13 protein-coding genes are annotated in these 16,202 nt (G+C 60.3%); 4 read left to right on the top strand and 9 right to left on the bottom strand.

Annotated elements, in window-relative coordinates; all coding sequences use genetic code 11:
- Nucleotides 1-18: 18 nt before the first annotated feature.
- Entirely contained in the window at nt 19-840 is an 822-nt protein-coding gene (locus tag U743_RS03310) for an SAM-dependent methyltransferase (protein WP_052367476.1), read from the bottom strand.
- A 186-nt stretch (nt 841-1,026) separates the two neighbouring features.
- Nucleotides 1,027-1,575 (bottom strand): hypothetical protein, encoded by a 549-nt coding sequence (locus U743_RS17905; RefSeq protein ID WP_052367475.1) that lies wholly within the window; start codon nt 1,573-1,575, stop codon nt 1,027-1,029.
- 224 nt (nt 1,576-1,799) lie between these two features.
- Between U743_RS17905 and U743_RS03300 the strand changes: the two genes are divergently transcribed.
- From U743_RS03300 to U743_RS17900, 3 genes are all read left to right on the top strand, one after another.
- The gene (locus U743_RS03300) at nt 1,800-3,662 is read left to right on the top strand and encodes a hypothetical protein (RefSeq protein WP_043765505.1); all 1,863 of its coding nucleotides are present in this window, start codon (nt 1,800-1,802) and stop codon (nt 3,660-3,662) included.
- 288 nt (nt 3,663-3,950) lie between these two features.
- The gene (locus U743_RS03295) at nt 3,951-4,529 is read left to right on the top strand and encodes a PilZ domain-containing protein (protein WP_043765503.1); all 579 of its coding nucleotides are present in this window, start codon (nt 3,951-3,953) and stop codon (nt 4,527-4,529) included.
- A 269-nt stretch (nt 4,530-4,798) separates the two neighbouring features.
- A complete protein-coding gene (locus U743_RS17900) occupies nt 4,799-6,598 on the top strand; it encodes an alkaline phosphatase D family protein (RefSeq protein ID WP_198021904.1) in 1,800 nt (599 codons plus the stop codon).
- Nucleotides 6,599-6,646: 48 nt separating this feature from the next.
- Here the strand turns inward: U743_RS17900 and U743_RS03285 are convergent, their stop codons facing one another.
- On the bottom strand, nt 6,647-7,930 hold the full coding sequence (locus tag U743_RS03285) for a nucleotide sugar dehydrogenase (RefSeq protein ID WP_043765501.1): 1,284 nt from the start codon (nt 7,928-7,930) through the stop codon (nt 6,647-6,649).
- A gap of 90 nt (nt 7,931-8,020) precedes the next feature.
- Here U743_RS03285 and U743_RS03280 point away from each other — a divergent pair, with 90 nt between their 5' ends.
- Nucleotides 8,021-9,049: a DUF354 domain-containing protein gene (locus U743_RS03280; protein ID WP_052367473.1), complete on the top strand. Its 1,029-nt coding sequence runs from the start codon at nt 8,021-8,023 to the stop codon at nt 9,047-9,049.
- A 94-nt stretch (nt 9,050-9,143) separates the two neighbouring features.
- Here the strand turns inward: U743_RS03280 and U743_RS18580 are convergent, their stop codons facing one another.
- The 6 genes from U743_RS18580 to U743_RS19450 all read right to left on the bottom strand — a co-directional run bounded on the left by U743_RS18580 (nt 9,144) and on the right by U743_RS19450 (nt 15,977).
- Entirely contained in the window at nt 9,144-10,028 is an 885-nt protein-coding gene (locus U743_RS18580; protein ID WP_084191317.1) for a sulfotransferase domain-containing protein, read from the bottom strand.
- Nucleotides 10,025-11,341: a flippase gene (locus tag U743_RS18575; RefSeq protein ID WP_269530715.1), complete on the bottom strand. Its 1,317-nt coding sequence runs from the start codon at nt 11,339-11,341 to the stop codon at nt 10,025-10,027. The genes U743_RS18580 and U743_RS18575 overlap by 4 nt, the downstream gene beginning before the upstream one ends.
- Nucleotides 11,342-11,361: 20 nt before the next feature.
- Nucleotides 11,362-12,486: a glycosyltransferase gene (locus U743_RS18570; protein ID WP_084191315.1), complete on the bottom strand. Its 1,125-nt coding sequence runs from the start codon at nt 12,484-12,486 to the stop codon at nt 11,362-11,364.
- Nucleotides 12,487-12,578: 92 nt separating this feature from the next.
- The gene (locus U743_RS03270; protein WP_043765500.1) at nt 12,579-13,460 is read right to left on the bottom strand and encodes a glycosyltransferase family 2 protein; all 882 of its coding nucleotides are present in this window, start codon (nt 13,458-13,460) and stop codon (nt 12,579-12,581) included.
- A 58-nt stretch (nt 13,461-13,518) separates the two neighbouring features.
- Nucleotides 13,519-15,288 (bottom strand): hypothetical protein, encoded by a 1,770-nt coding sequence (locus U743_RS03265; protein ID WP_043765499.1) that lies wholly within the window; start codon nt 15,286-15,288, stop codon nt 13,519-13,521.
- A 245-nt stretch (nt 15,289-15,533) separates the two neighbouring features.
- Nucleotides 15,534-15,977, bottom strand: coding sequence for a pilin (locus tag U743_RS19450; protein ID WP_043770914.1), 444 nt, complete (start codon nt 15,975-15,977; stop codon nt 15,534-15,536).
- Nucleotides 15,978-16,202: the final 225 nt, after the last annotated feature.

Below are 16,202 nucleotides of genomic sequence, written 5' to 3'. Positions count from 1 at the left end.
GCCCGACAGAGCTGCGGTTCAGCTCCGCCGCGCCGTCACCAACACATAGTCCTCGCCCAACTCGATCAGCTGACGGATGCGCGTTGCCATGCGCGATATCTGCTCGGCACGCTCTCCCTCGCTGGCCGCAGCCACGCGCGCCAGTGCATCGGCGAAGGGGATGCGCGTCCATTCCAGAAGCGACTCGATGCGCACGGCCTCGAAACCCGTGGAACGGAGAAGGTCGGCATAGACATCCGCGTCGTAGGCGTTGGCCGGCATATCCAAACAGACCTGGCTCTGATTGGTGGTCTCGCCGGTGAGATAAGCCGACGGATCCACGCCACGGCGCGGAATGATATCGGTCAACGCCAAGGTCCCACCCGGCACGAGCACGCGCGCAGCCTCCTTCAGGAATGCTTCGCGGGTGTCGAAGTGAAAGGCACATTCCACGGAAACGACTTTGTGGAAACTTTCATCACCAAAGCTCATCGCGGTGGCGTCGCCTTCCTGCAGCGTGATGCGGTCGGCCACGCTGTGCTCGGCGATGTAGTCCTGGCCGCTGGCGATGCGCACGGGCGTGACATCGATACCGGTTACCGCATCCACGTCATAGCGCTTCACGAACTTCACCGCGCCCGCACCATAGCCGCAGCCGACGTCCAGCACCTTGTCGCCCTGCCCCAGTCCGGCCGAGGCTGCGACCAGATCGGTCAAGGCTTCCGAGGCCTGCTCCAGCGTCAGGTCCGGCCGCGCCCAGTAGCCGTAGTTGGCATAGGGCTGCGCACCGAAGACATCGCCGCGGAACTCGTGCCGCCGCTCGTAATGCGTAATGACCGCCTGCGTCGCTTCGCTGATCATGCGCTTCCCGTTATTTCTTCCCTGTGGTTGGCGCGACAATAGCAACGCCCGCTCGCCATGGCGAGACGCCAACGCAGGCGAACGGGAGACTGCGTGCAGGGAAATGTCGACATTCGCGAGCAGTCACCCAAACGAAAGAACCCGCCACGAGGGCGGGTTCTTCGTCTCACAGATCCGCAGACGGGATCAGCGCATCACGGCGAAGTCGTAGCGAGCGCCGAGCGTCAGCAGCTCGTTGTCGATGCGGTAGTTCGCACCCAGCGCCAAGCGCGGCGTGAAGTGGTACAGACCACCGAAGCGCGCATCCAGGCCGTCCTCGATCAGGTCGTTGTCCTCGTAGATGAGCGTGCCCTCGAGTTCGACTTCCGGCGTCAGCATCGTACGCACGCCACCCGTTGCAAGCAGCCCGGTATCGTCGCGGGAGGTATTGCCCGCCTCGACCTCAACATGCTGCACGCCAATCGTTCCCAGAAGGTCCACATCCCGGTCAATGGCGTGGCGCATGCCGAGTTCACCGGTGAAGATGTCGGCATCAACACCGGAATCGCTGAGCAGGGAAACGCCGCCACGCAGGAAAAACTCATCCGAGATCTGGCCGGAGATCTCGCCGACGATGCCATCCAGATTGTCGGCATCGCCGTAGCGCACGTCGACATAGTTGTAGGACAGCCCCTGGGCCGCCGCAGTCAGTGGCAGGCCCGCCATCAGGGCGGTGACAATGTACTTCTTGCTCATGCTTTCTCCCGATCTTAGTAGTGATACCCGTGCCGCAAAGGCACCGTAAACAGGCTAACAGTGGCGACCGAACCGAAAATGAACATCGCCGCGCCCTTACACGCGCCGAGCGCAAGCCGTAACGCACCGCTCCCCAGCTACTGAGTACCGCCGGTCGGGCATGACGACTCAATCACCTGAACCGTCATTAGCGTTTGCTACCGCACCCGCTCCGCGAGACTCCCATGCTGAATTTCATACGCCCCCTGATTCTCTTCCTCTCGATTTTCACGCTCGCCGCCTGTGGCGACGGCAACTCCACGGCGCCCGCGCCAAACGACCCGTCAGGTGAAAACGGCCAGAACGACGGCGACACATCCGGCGGCAACAACGATGACGGCGCTGACGACGGCACCGACGATGGTACTGACGACGGCACCGATGACGGCACCGACGATGGCACTGATGACGGTACCGATGATGGCACCGACGACGGGACTGACGACGGCACCGATGATGGCACTGACGACGGGACCGACGACGGCTCAGGCGACGACACCGCCGGCGACAGCCTGCCGGCCACTTTCGCCAACCTGCAGTGCGACACCGCCGCAGGCGGCCCGATTGCCGGCCCGCTCGATGTGGCGCAGACCCAGATGCGCGACCAGCTCGCCGCGCAGTTCGCGAACGTTCCCGAACTCGGCGCATCCGCCGCCAGCCTGGTGACGGCCACGGCCCGCTTCCTCGACCTCGTCGACGCCCTCGCGGCCAGTGGCTCCACGCTCTTCACCGAGCGGGATCCCGCTGCCGGCGGTGATGCCCTGGACGGCGGCTCGCTTGCCGTACAGTGCGGCGCCAAGTCGCTTGCCGAGGCCTATACCAATAGCCCGCTCGCCGAAGCGCTGCCAGTGTCCTCCGCCCAGCTCGTGCAGCAACTCGCCGAGCTGTCCCTGGTCTTTGACGGCCCGGACAGCATCGGCTTGACCGGCCTCGAGGACCTGACAACCCGCCTGTCCGACATCGCCGACACCATGTCCGGCATGGCCGGCGTGCTGGAAGGCTTCCCGGAACTGCTTCCCGCCAGCGTCGAAGACGGCACGGGCCCGCTCCCTACGGAAGGCTTCTTTGCGCTGCTCAACGCGCCGGCCGACCTGCTGGCCAACGTCTCGCAGTTGCTCGACGCCGCGGGCCAACTCGAAGGCCAGCAGACCGCCGACGTCATCTCCGTGATGCTTACGGATCTGACCAGCCAGGCAGCCGCATTCGATCCCAGCGGCACGCTCGGTGTAGGCCTGAGTGAAGCGCAAACACAGCTGGCCAACGGCCTGGCGCTGATCCTGCCGACGCTCTTCGACGCCATCTCCGAAGGACTCGGCAGCATCGATACCGACACCTTCTCGGACTTCCTCGCCGGCGGCATCGACGGCTTCCCCGACGGCGCGAACCCGCTGGAGACCTTCCTCGGTGGCGGCATGAGCGGCTTCGAGTCGCTGCAAAGCCTGCTGGCCGAAGTGCCGGTGCTGGGCGAAGTCCTGGGACTGCTGCTGGCTTCGACTGGCGGAGACTTCGATTTCAGCGACCCCGCCGCGCCCACCGCGCTTCTGACCGGCCTTCTTGAAGGCAACGGCCCCGAAGGCTTCGGGGACCTGCTCACGACGCTGCAGGACCTCGGCGCTCAGGTGCAGGCCATCGCGCCCGCCGGCATGCTGCCGGGCGACGCCAGCGGCTTCCCCACGGATGCGGCAGCCCTCGGCAATGTCCTCGCCGCGCTCGAAGGCAACAGCGGCGCCGACCTGCTCGGTGAACTGAGCGAGGCCCTGGGCGGCGGTAACGCCCCCGCCTTTAGCCCGGCCGATCTGGAAGAAGCGCTTGCCGCGCTCTTCAGCGAGATCGACACCGGCACCGACGGTGACCTGCTCGGCTCGATCATCGGTGCGCTCAGCGACCTCGTCAACGGCCTGCTTGCCGCGCTCGGCGATAACCCGCTGGCCAGCCTGGTCACCGGCGTTCTGGGCCAGTTCTCCACCCAGACCGGCGACCTGGAAGTCGCCGAACTCGACACAGCGCTCACCGACCTGCTGGACGGCCTCGGCGCTTTCGCGCCCTGAGTCAAGCCGGCTGTATTGGCAACACATCGCGGCGCCCCTCGGGGCGCCGCTTCTCGTTGGGACTCAGCAAACGCCGGCGCTGTCGCAGCTGGCTTCTGACGCGAGAACGCCGCGGGACTCGCACAACCCCGACGATCTACCCGACAATGCAGCCGCAACCCGACCCGGTCCAGCCTCATCGCCACCACCCTCACGCCGACCAGCGCGCGCCAGCTCATACGGCAACTCGCCCGCGGGGGCGAGCGGCTGAGCCTGCGACTGCCCGACCTGGACCTCGACGAGCCGGTGATGTTCGCCGACGAGACCATAGCTCCCACCGAGCTGACACTGCTCCCCGTCCTGCGGCCGAGCCCAACGCTTCGCAAACTGCAACCGGGCACCGCCATCCGCCTGCATGGCCGCCTGGCCGGCGCCACCTTCGAGCTGGAGACGACGCTGCTCGCAAGCGAGCTGAATGAAGCCGGCGGACAGCTCGTCTGCCACATGCCGCAGCATGGCCATCTTCACGAGCGACGACAGCTGCCCCGCTTCCCGATCCCGCCCGCCACAGAGCGCGCGGTGGCCATCGTGCACCTTCCGGGCGAGGTCATGCTGTGCCGACCGGTGGACATCAGCCGCGGCGGCCTGCGTCTGCGCCTCGACACCCCGGAAGTCGACATCGGCGAGCTGCAGGTCGTCTACTGCGAGCTGCGCCGCGGCGAGGATCTGCTGCAATCGAAGCTCGACCTGCGCTGGAAGCGCTTCCTCGACGGCTGCCTCCACTTCGGCGGCCCCCTGCTCTCGCGCGAACCGGCCTTCGCCAGAACGCTGGACCGGCTCGTCGCCGAAGCCGAGCGCAGCTGGCTGCGCCAGCGCGATCAACCGTGACTCGAGCAGGCCGGGATAAGCGGGTAATGGCCGATCGCCTTCTGGCACAGGCGCGGCGAGTCGCCCCAAGCACAAGATGCCTGCAATAGCCCCGCGCCCCGGCAAGGGGACTCCCATCAATCCGCACAAGCGGGCGCCGCTGGTCAAGCCGTAGGTCGCATACCGCATAAAGCCGTGGCGAGAGGCACGACACACTGAGCCCATCGGCCGCCGGGCTGGACAAAAGGGACGAAGGGATGCCGGTATTTCCGCTAACGCGGCGCGGGGCCTTGAAAGGCCTGACGGCAGTGGGTGCGCTGGCTGCGCTGGGTGGGCTCGCACACGGAGGGCAGCGGCCGCTGCGCTTCACCCACGGCGTCGCCAGCGGCGACCCGCTGCAGGATCGCGTCATGCTCTGGACACGCGCGCTGCCGGAGGACGGCGAAGCCATCGCCCTGAACTGGACCATCGCGCGTGACGCGGGCTTCCGCGACACCGTCGTGCAGGGCACGGCCTGGGCCACGGCCGCGACGGATTTCACAGTCAAGATTGATGCACACGGCCTGGCGCCGGGTGAGCGCTACCACTACCGCTTTGTCGCCGAGGGGCAGACATCGCCCACCGGGCGCACCTGCACGCTGCCGGTCGGCGACGTGTCCCGCTACCGGCTGGCGGTCATGTCCTGCGCGCATTACGCGGCCGGCTACTTCAACGTCTACGGCGCCGTCGCGGCGCGAGACGACGTCGACGTCGTGCTGCATCTCGGCGACTACATCTACGAGTACGGCATGGACGGCTACGCCGGCGATATCGGCCGGCACGTGATGCCGGACCGGGCGACCGTGTCCCTTGCCGACTATCGCGAACGCTATGCCCACTATCGCCTCGACCCCGATCTGCAGGCCCTGCACGCCGCCAAGCCGATGATCGCCGTCTGGGACGATCACGAAACCGCCAACGACGCCTGGAAGACCGGCGCGCAGAATCACGACGCGGCCACGGAAGGGCCGTACCGGGAACGCGCCGAGGCCGCCCGGCGGGCCTATCTCGAATGGTTGCCGATCCGCGAGAACACGGACGACCCGCAGCAGATCTACCGCGCCTTCGACATCGGCAAGCTCGCCCGCCTGATCATGCTGGACACGCGCCGCATCGGCCGCGACCGGCAGCTGTCCTATTCCCGCGACGTGCCGAATCGGCGCTGGCCCTTCGATGTCAGCGACCCCGACCATCCGGTGCCCATGACGAGTGAGAAGGTCACTCCGGGCCCATCGGTCAAGCACATTGAAGTGCCCTTCGACACCCGCAGCGAACCGCCGACACCGATCACGGACCTCGACTACATCAAGACCCTGGACCCCGACGCGCTACCGGAGGGGCTGCGCTTTCTGCCCGACGCCGAACGCTTCAAGGCGGAGCGCCTTCAGGACCCCGACCGTTCCATGCTGGGAGAGGCGCAGGAAGCCTGGGTCGCCGCCCAACTGGAAGCATCGGTCGCCTCGGACCAGACCTGGCAGATCCTCGGCCAGCAGGTCGTCATGGGCCGCGCCCCTGCCGCCGATCTGATGGATGTCATCGACTGGACACAGCTCCCTGCCGAGCGGCGAGCGTTCCACGAGGACGTAGCCTGGCGCGCCCACAACGGCCTGCCCTTCGGCCTGGATGCCTGGGACGGCTATCCGCCCGCGCGGGAACGCCTCTATCGCCGCATTCGTGCGGCCAAAGCCGACGCCGTGGTGCTGGCGGGCGATACACACAATGCCTGGGCGCTGGAGCTGCATGATGATGCCGGTACACCGGTGGGCGTCGAGTTCGCCTGCCCCAGCGTCAGCTCTCCCGGCATCGAGTACTGGGTGCCGGGCAACCCCGAGGCCGTCGCCGAACGCTACCTCGCCGCCAGCCCCGAGCTGATCTGGGGAGACACCTCCCGGCGCGGCTTCACCCTGGTGACGCTGGAACCGGACGCAGCCCGGTCGGACTGGTACTTCGTCGACACCGTCGCCAGCCGCGATTTCACTCTCCGGCGCGGGCAGAGTCTGCAAACCACGCCGAAGGAGCATCACCTGAGACCAGCACATACCAACGGCTGAGCAGCGTGAACGGCCGCCTCATCGTGGGAAAAAACCGGCATCGCTCCCCTACGCAGCCACCACTCCTGGAGCACCCCCGCGAAAGCGGCCACGTGTATCCACGATCAGCTCACTCGCGCGCCCGATCAGCTCGTAGTCGAAGGCATCGTGGTCCGTCACCAGAACGACGCAATCCTGCGCCGCCAAGGTCTCCGCGCTCAACGGCACGCTTTCCAGATCGAAGCGGTAGCGCCGCATCGGCTTGAAGCGCGGCACATGCGGGTCCGAATAACTCAGAACCGCCCCGCGCTCGGCCAGCAGCTTCATGACCTCCGCCGCCGGCGTCTCGCGCATGTCGTCCACATTCTTCTTGTAGGCAATGCCGAGAATCAGGATGCGGCTCCCCTTCACCGGCTTGCCGTGAGCATTGAGCGCCTCGCTGACCTTGCTAACCACCCAACCCGGCATGGCGTGATTCACCTGCCCCGCCAACTCGATGAAGCGCGTATCCACCCCGAACTCCCGCGCCTTCCAGCTGAGGTAGAACGGATCGATGGGAATGCAATGCCCGCCGAGCCCGGGACCAGGGCGATAAGGCACGAAGCCGAAAGGCTTGGTTGAAGCGGCGTCGATGACCTCGTGGATGTCGATATCCATCGCATCGGCCACCATCTTCATCTCGTTGACCAGCCCGATATTCACAGCCCGGTGAATGTTCTCCAGCAGCTTGGTCATCTCCGCCGCCCGCAGCGAGCTGACCGGCACCACCTGATCGACCACGCGGCTGTAGAACGCCACGCCGCGCTCCAGGCAGGCCGGCGTCGCGCCACCCACGACCTTGGGCACCGTGCGTGTCGTGAAGGCGGCATTGCCCGGATCTTCCCGCTCGGGCGAATAGACGACGAAGACATCCTCGCCAACCGTGAAACCGCGAGCCGCCACCCGCGCACAGACCTCCTCCTCGGTGGTCCCGGGGTAAGTCGTGCTTTCCAGCGAAAGCAGTTGCCCAGCCCGGACATGCGGCGCGATGGCGTCGAGCGTATCTGTCACAAAGGACAGATCTGGCTGCAGATGCTCATCCAACGGGGTCGGCAGGCACAACACCACCACGTCCGCATCCGCAACGCTGGCGCAATCGGTACTGAACTCAGCGCCCGCCTTCGCCAATCCTGCGACGCGCCGCGAATCAATATGCGCAAGGTATGATCGACCCGCACGCAGCGCCTCGGTCTTGTCCGGATCCGCGTCGATACCGATGACGCGAAAGCCAGCCTCCGAGCAGCGCAACAGCAGGGGCAGGCCGACGTAACCAAGGCCGATGATCGCGACCGTTTCTTCCGTTCCAGATTCCATGAAGCGCTACCAAGGGATGAGAAAACACTATAAGTCGGCAACTCCTGTTCCGCAGACTTGGCAAGCGCACGACGTGCACAAGGCGATGGCATGCGGGTACTGATCGACATCGGCCACCCGGCCCACGTCCATTTCTTCAAGAACCCGATTCGCCTTTTGCGCGACCGGGGCGACAAAGTGCTGGTCACCAGCCGCGACAAGGAATGCGCTGTTCCGCTGCTCGATCAGCTCGGCGTCGAGCACCGCTGCCTGTCCGCGCAGCACGACGGCGGAGCCGGCGGTATGGCGCGTGAATTGGTCCAGCGCAACCGCGCGCTTATCCGTCAGGTGCGGGACTTCCGCCCCGACGTCATCACCGGAGTCGGCGGCATCTTCGCTGCGCAGACCGGTTTTCTGACGCGAACTCGCTCCGTAGTCTTCTACGATACCGAGCGCGCAACACTACAGAACGCCCTCACTTACCCCTTCGCTTCCCGCATCGTGGTCCCTGAATGCTACGAAGGCTGGACACCCAAACGGCGCACGGTGCGCTATCGCGGCTGCCACGAACTCTCTTATCTGCATCCCCGCTACTTTCAGCCCGACATAGAAAAAGCATACGAAGCGGGCCTGGCACGCTCCGGTAACACCTTCCTGCTTCGCCTCGTATCGTGGAAAGCAAATCACGACCTTCATGAAAAGGGCTGGCCCCTTGATCAGCTCCAAGCGTTGGTCAAGGAACTCACAAAAATGGGCCATCTCATCATCTCGTCCGAAGCCGAGCTTCCGGTCGACCTTGCACCATACGCTTACAACGGCAGAGCCGACCAGATGCATCACCTGATGGCCTTCTGCAGAGCCTTCATCGGGGAGAGCGCGACGATGGCCTCCGAGTGCGCCGTGCTCGGAGTACCAAGTTTGTATGTCGCCCGGGAAAGCCAATTTCGCGGCTATATCACTTGGCACAACAGGGAGACGAAGCTCGTCCGGCACGTGGCCGATCATGACCTCCACCTGCTTCTATATGAGCTGCAAGCGATAACTGCACCGACTGTCGACCAACGACGCCGACAGCGTGAAGCCTTTCTCGATTCCTGCTTAGACGTCCCAGAACTTGTCGTACACGCGCTCCGACGATAAAAGACATTGACTCTAGCCCTAGGGAAGAAGGTGATGACTAATAGTCGTAAAGTTATTGATTACGCTTACCTATCGCACCGACCCTAGCCGTGGCTCAACGCCAATGCTTCAAGTCGAGCCCAGTAACATCCTCCAGCCTGCGGACATCGCATGAGAAGTAATCACGAAGCTCCTGCCGCAATAAGAAACTTACCGGGGCCCTTTTATGCTCGCGTCGGGTTTTTCTTTCAATTAACCCAAGGACTCTGGACGCGATGCGAAACTGAGGCATGCCAGCCTCGACCATAGCCAGATTCGCTCTTCTAAGATACCGCCAGCTCCTTGGGAAGAGGCGCCGCTTAGCAGTATTGATAGCCGGAAAATCGGTTCTCCCATCATCCGGTAACCCAAGAAAACCGAGAGTATCAAGGTATATTTTGCGCGGATCCGCCTTAACGTCTTCGATATTTAGAACCAAAACCTTCTCCCTGGGCACTATGCTGAACATGCGCTCAAGTTGCTCGCCGAGCATACAAAGCCGACCGTATTGCAGTAATTCAGGGTCTCGACAGCCTATTGGTATTTTTATTCCATGCTCACGTTGCTTCTGCAACCTCCAGGCGTTTTCGAAATTTGGCTCATCTTCATCACCATTAACAAACGTTTGCTCATGAAGCGAAGGCGCCATACTGACAGGATCTCTAATCATTACAATGATACGCGGTTCATGAGCGTAGCGCATGATCGCTGGAATAGCGGCGCGTGAGTAGAGATATCGCGCAGTAGCCTCACCAACAGCAAGGTGGCCTAAATTCGATCCAGAAAAAATCTGCTCATATTCCTCTATACTACGAATCTTCCTGTTCCCAAAATCCGAGTTAAAAAACTGAACCTCCTTAATTTTTGGCATGAACACACGCGGATGAGAGGCCAACCAATTTGCTAGCGAACTGGTGCCAGATTTTGGGGCGCCAACGATGAAAAAATTCGGCCGCCTCACTTTTTATTTCCCAACGTCGGCCTGATCCATACTGATGCCTCTATCCCAAGCAATGAATTTACACTGTTGCGTAGAATTGCATTCCAAATGAAAAGCGTTGCGACTGCCGCAAGGGCGGCTCCATGCATCCCTAACTGAGGTATTAGCAATACGTTTAGACCAACGTTAATTACTGCGGCGACAGCAACCCCACGGAATGCTGCGCGCTCCTGACCAGCCATATTGAGCAAAGCTCCAACTGGCCCAATTGCGACACTCGCGAGATGTCCGACACAGAGTATGGAAAGCGCAGAGTAGCTGGATGCAAAGCTTGCACCGAATAGAAGCTCTATAATGCGATCTCCAAAAAACATCAAGATGCCCGCAACAAAAGAAGCGACCAGAAAACTGGTCCGGACTGCACGCTTAACCAGGAGTTGTAATTCCTCCATTTGATCGGTCGAATACAATTCCGCCATTCGTGGGGAAATCGCCATATTTACCACTTGTTGGCCGACAATGACGAGAGTCACGCATTGTACCGCAACCCGATACAACCCAACCTCTTCTACATTGACGAACACACCGATCAAAAATACGCCCACATGGGTATTGATCGCATGTGCCATCCCGAAGAGGAAAAGAGGCCCTACTGCAGCCATCCAATGATGATGCAAATATTTAGGCGCCACAGCCACATCAGGACGCGCTATCTGCCAGCGATAAATGATTGCTGACGCAACTAGCGCCCCACATGCCCCGCAAGCGGTAACTGCCATAGCCTCAGAGGCTGACAGCGGCGCCGTTTGCAAGAGACTCCACCCGGCTAGTAGAGCGAGAAGGAACAACGGCCGTAGCACTTGCTCCGGAATCTGCCCCAGCGCGACCTGCCGATGGCCGGCGAACACTGCACCAGTTACCACTAGGAGCAGCATCGCCGGGAGCCAGACGATAGCCGAGGCCACTAGTAGAGGACGGAAGGCGCCGTCCTGAGTTACCAGAAGTAGCACAGCCACTGGTATGGCAAGTACACCGGCTCCGAGAAGTGCCGCGGCTCTACTCCATCGCGTTAAGCCCACGAGTGACGCTCGCTCGCCGTGTGCGAGCGAGTATGCAGTCTCCCGAACCACTAGCGTGTATAAGCTTGTCCTCGCAGGAATCAGCACCATCAGCAAAATTGCAAACGCGTAGCTATAGGCCCCGTATTCGTCCGCTCCTAACGCGCGTGCAAGCACCGCAACTACGACAAACTCCAATGCGGCACCACCAAGCCGAACAATCCCAGAAGGAGCGGCTGCCTTAACTACATCCGAAGGCCGTGTTGCGAAGATCAATATGCTGGTGACAAGCGTATTCAATTAATTCGGTTCCACACGCCCAGGATATCGAGATATCGACGTCCAACCGAATCGGATGAATAGTTAGCAGCACGCGCAATCAAGTGTTCCGGCGCGACTCGGAAGCGACGGTCAAGACTTTGCTGAATTGCTTCGGTCAGCGCAGCGACGTCTCCAACGGGAAATAATTGGCCATATTTCCCTCCGGCCAAGATTTCGCGAGGTCCGCTCGGGCAATCCGCCGCTACCACCTGTGTACCGCAGGCCATAGCTTCTACCAACACGTTCCCGAAACCTTCGTAGCTTGATGGCAGCACGAGAAGAGAAGCTTCGCGCATCCAAGGGAGAGGATTGTTCTGGACCCCAACAAAATGCACCCGATGACATAACTTCCGGGTTGATACTTCGCACTGCAAATGAGGAAGCTCCGCCCCCTCTCCTACGATAACCAACTCGACTGGTTTAGATTTTGGTAATTTCGAAAAAGCCGCGATCAATAAGCGCACATTCTTCACTGGCACTAAGCGCCCAACGAACACAATCCATGGCACGCCAGCTCGCACCGGGACATTATTGCAGGCTTCGCGAGAAAGTCGCGCGGTTTCCATACTGACGACCGGATTGGGGACTATATGCACCTTTTCGGCGAGCATCGGAGCGATCATAATTAAATCCTCTGCCACACCATTGGAAACCGCGATGACTCCGCGAACGTGCCGAGCTGCATCGCGAATTAGCCAACGAAAAAGCGGCTCAACAATACGGCCCTTAAAACCCAACCTGGCGCGCAAAGCGATTGATGTATGACTATGTATACTCACCAATAGCGGCGCTTTAAACCGAAGAAAACGCCACATTAGCAAGCATACCGTCACTGCATCGTAACCGGCGCAGACAACATGGCTCGGCTTCCGCGTAATGAAATACCACAACAGACCGAACGGGAATAATATACGGCCGAACCGGGCGACTTCGAACAGCTGACAGTCTTTTGGAACTAGATGCCGAACATCACCCTGCGCCCAACCGACCACTATGTCGACATCGAAACCATGCTCACGCCATACACGCGCTAATTGCAAGCGCATGCGCTCTTGCCCCCCAATAATAAGGCGCGGAAACACTACCGCAATTCGACCCATCGTTTCATTACCTTTTTTCCGCGACCCGATCAACGACTCTCGCTCACCCTTTGCTCCTGGCACCTCGCTCGGTTCCGAATGTAAGCGATTCGTTATTCTTGACTACTTGCGTACAAAAGATTGGTAATTTGCTCGGATACGAGCCCAATGAGAAAAACCAGGATGGAGGTAATCAAAAGCAAACCCGCGCCATTTGTGAAACGCCCCATTTGAGACAAGGTATAAGCGTAGTACCCAACACCGCTGGAGAAAAATACTGCGCTAATAGGCATGAACAGCTTGAGCGGCGAATAGAGCGTACCGACTCTAAATATAATAAGGAGAAAGCGAGCGCCATCGCGCAAGAGCCTGATGTGGCTCTTCGACTCATCCTTTCGCGGACGAATTTCTACCGGTAGAAAGTTGACGCTGTAGCCAGCGCGGTAGAAAGCCATGGTGCTCGTAGTAGGATACGAAAACCCGTTTGGAAGCATGTGAAGGAACTCGCGGAATCGCGCTGCGCGAACCGCACGAAAGCCCGAGGTCAAGTCAGCGACGGGGTGTCCGACGAATACACTGGCCAGGCGGTTATAGATACTATTGGCGAGCCACCGCCCAAGCGTCGCTTGAGCCGACCGGCTTCTGGCAGCGATCACGAGGTCATAGCCAGCTTCAAGCTGCGCGAGGAGCTTCGGCACCTCCGAAGCTGGATGCTGCCCGTCGCCGTCCATGAAGACGAGAAGCTCCCCATGTGCCGCTCGCGCGCCGGTCTTGATGCTCGCCCCGTTGCCTTTCGAGTATGGATGCGACAGCACACGAGCTCCGGCCTCTGCCGCGACGTGAGCCGTTGCGTCGTCGCTGCCATCGTCCACCACAATAATCTCTGCTGCCGGCAGCGTATCGCGCAGTTCGGGCACCAGTTCCGCTAGCCCTACGGCCTCGTTCTTGGCAGGAATCACGATCGATATATGCGCATCCAAAATGGCTGAAGGCATGGATTTTCTCAGGCGGTTTCTAAATCGTCAGGATAGGGGAGCAGGAACCAGCAATCGCTCAGCAGGCCTCATTACTCGCTTCGTCTGCCAGATAGCGACGAAGCTCACGTAGCTCGGTTTCAGACAGCTGGTACATCTTGAAGCGTTGCGGCTCGGTACCCAGCGCCTTGTCGACGAAGCGCTGCGCCTCACAGTACAGGCCCGCAGACGCGAGCAGTCTTGCCTGCTCGATGCGGACGTTTCGGTTCGGGCGAATCGCGTAGGTTTCATCCAGATACGCCATTGCACCGTCCAAGTCGCGCTGTTCCGTTCTTATCTGCGCCTGCCTATAAGTGAGCTTCTGCAGTCCCAGAGTGTTGTTCGAAAAATGCTCATTCTCCATTAACGCTCTGGTCAACTTGTCGATATCGTCCAACTCCAGCCACTCACATTTCTCGCTGACCGCCGCCTCTTGGAGATTTCCCAAAGCATCGAACACGGCGGTGTCATAGTAAGATATGCGCAGTGCGGCCAAGACCGTGTTGTCTGGCGCTGTTCCAGAGATCCCCAGGTAGCAGCCGAACAAAGTCCGCTGCAAGTGAAGGCTCGCCATCCGTGGGTTATGAATGATCGCCTGTTGGATATGTGAATACCCCTTCGTGAGAAAGCCTTCGCTCGCCCAGTATTGAGCAGCGTACTGCTGGGCACGGCTTGATTCCGGATTCTCCCGAGCCCAGACCGTCGCCATTACACCCGGTTTGCCCCAAGTGTAAGTTGTCTGCAACCCCACAAGCGCTTCCATAATGAGAAAGGCGGCGCCCCCCAGCAATACTATCCGCCGGAGGTCATGTCCGGCAGAGCTGACCCCGCAAGCCACCGCGAAAATGATGCCGAACATCGGAAGATAGTTGCGATGTTCGTAGTACAACTCCAGCGGGATGACCGTTGATTCCAATACATGCCCAGCGAGAAACCAGAGGACAGCGAAGGATACGAGCGGCGCACGACGAATCAACGCGAATCCTGCTGCTCCCAGAACAAGGATGAACAGCACTGCCGGAAGGGTGTACCACGGGGTGAGCAACGAACGCGATACCGCATGGTCATCGTGAAATAGGCCAAGCTCGCTGGCGCGCGGGATCAGCATCCCCTGGAGATACTCGACAAGAATCGGAGCTTGCGATAGCAACCGCTCAACTGGCCCGAAGGTGCGCCCATACTCATAGGTGTGCAGCATCCCTTCCCACGAGTAGCCAACGTAGACCGCTAACCCCGCAAGCGGCAGTAAGCAGAACACGCCGATCCATAGTTTCCAAGCCAATGTCACGCGATGGCGCGTTTGCCGGAAAGCAGTGAACTCGATTACGAGCGCATAGAGCGCTACAAGTATGCCGTTCTCCTTGGAGAGGGTTGCGAGCACTCCAAACAAGCCGATACCCACACTCATCCAGAAATAGCCGGTCTTGGCCTCACCTCGCTGCAGGTGCATACGGCCGTACGTGTAGAGAATAAGCCCGCCTAGCGTAAATGCACTCATGAGGAGCGTCATACGCTGCACCACCTGCATGGAGGCCGAAATATGCATCGGATGCAGCAACCAGATCGCGAATGTAGCGAGCGCGATGTACTCAACCTTCCGCCCACGCGGCGCCTCAAGGAAGAGAGCGGCAAGCTGCCGCGTCAGCGTAAAAATGAGCACCCCATTCAGAAGATGCAGGAGGATATTGGTGTGCTTAAAGGGCTTGGGATCCGTCGGCCAAGTTTGGCCGTCGATCAAGAAGCTGAGCATGCTCACTGGACGGCCGAGCCAGCCATTTCGGTCAAAAACAAAAGCCAGCAGTGTCTCCATGTCTCGGACACCGCCATGATCCCCCAGGGAACTTAGGTTCGGGAAATCGTCGAACAGGAACGGCCCTGATACACCGGGTAAGTAAATTAGGTATCCAGCCACCAAAACGCAATAGAGCCCTATCACGACTTCTAAGGGACCCTGAAGGCACTTAATTCCTAGTCGGCTCACGAAATATCCATTCTTCAAAAAAAGAAACCCCCGCTCGCCATGAGCGGGGGCTCCTAACTACAACCGAACGACTGTTAGCGGCAGTTAGAAGGTAGATACTTGGTGGGAATCGCATTACCACCAGTACCAGCCTGACAATTCCAACTCACCCCATTGTCGGCAGATGTAGCTACGAGTTCGAAGGTTTCACCGCCGGTCAGCTCGCCGTCCTGGAAGCTGGCTTCGAGGGTTACTGTGAGCGTATCGGTGCCATCCCAGGAGACCGAGTCAACGACATCCGACTGGTCCTGCGTCACGGTAATCCCTGCTTCATCGTTACCCGCAGGAAAGGCGCCTTCGCTAATGAAAAACTCGGATACCGAAGCTTTCGCCGAACCAATTGCCGTAACAGCTTCCGTCATCTTCGCGCGAACCGTGTAGTCCTGATACGCCGGAATGGCGATGGCGGCCAGAATACCGATGATCGCCACAACGATCATCAGCTCGATCAGGGTAAAGCCCTGCTGAGCCTGCTTCATCTTCGTGTTCATGTGCTTCTCCATTAATGCATGGTTGTGAAGGAGCGGGCGGTACCGAGCAGCTTGCGCTGGCCGGGACCCGAATGTCTCCTAGTGAAGTGGAGCAAGCGGCGTGCCAAACCTGGACTACCGTTCATCTTTCTTGAAAGCCCCATCTGTCGGGTGATTGTCTATTCAGATGACACAGGAGCGCTCGGTCGATTGTCGATGACTGACAAATATTGT

It is taken from the genome of Algiphilus aromaticivorans DG1253 (genome assembly GCF_000733765.1).
In the GTDB taxonomy this organism is placed as follows: domain Bacteria; phylum Pseudomonadota; class Gammaproteobacteria; order Nevskiales; family Nevskiaceae; genus Algiphilus; species Algiphilus aromaticivorans.
Note: the sequence above shows the minus strand (reverse complement) of the source record. Positions and strands in the feature narration are given on the sequence as shown.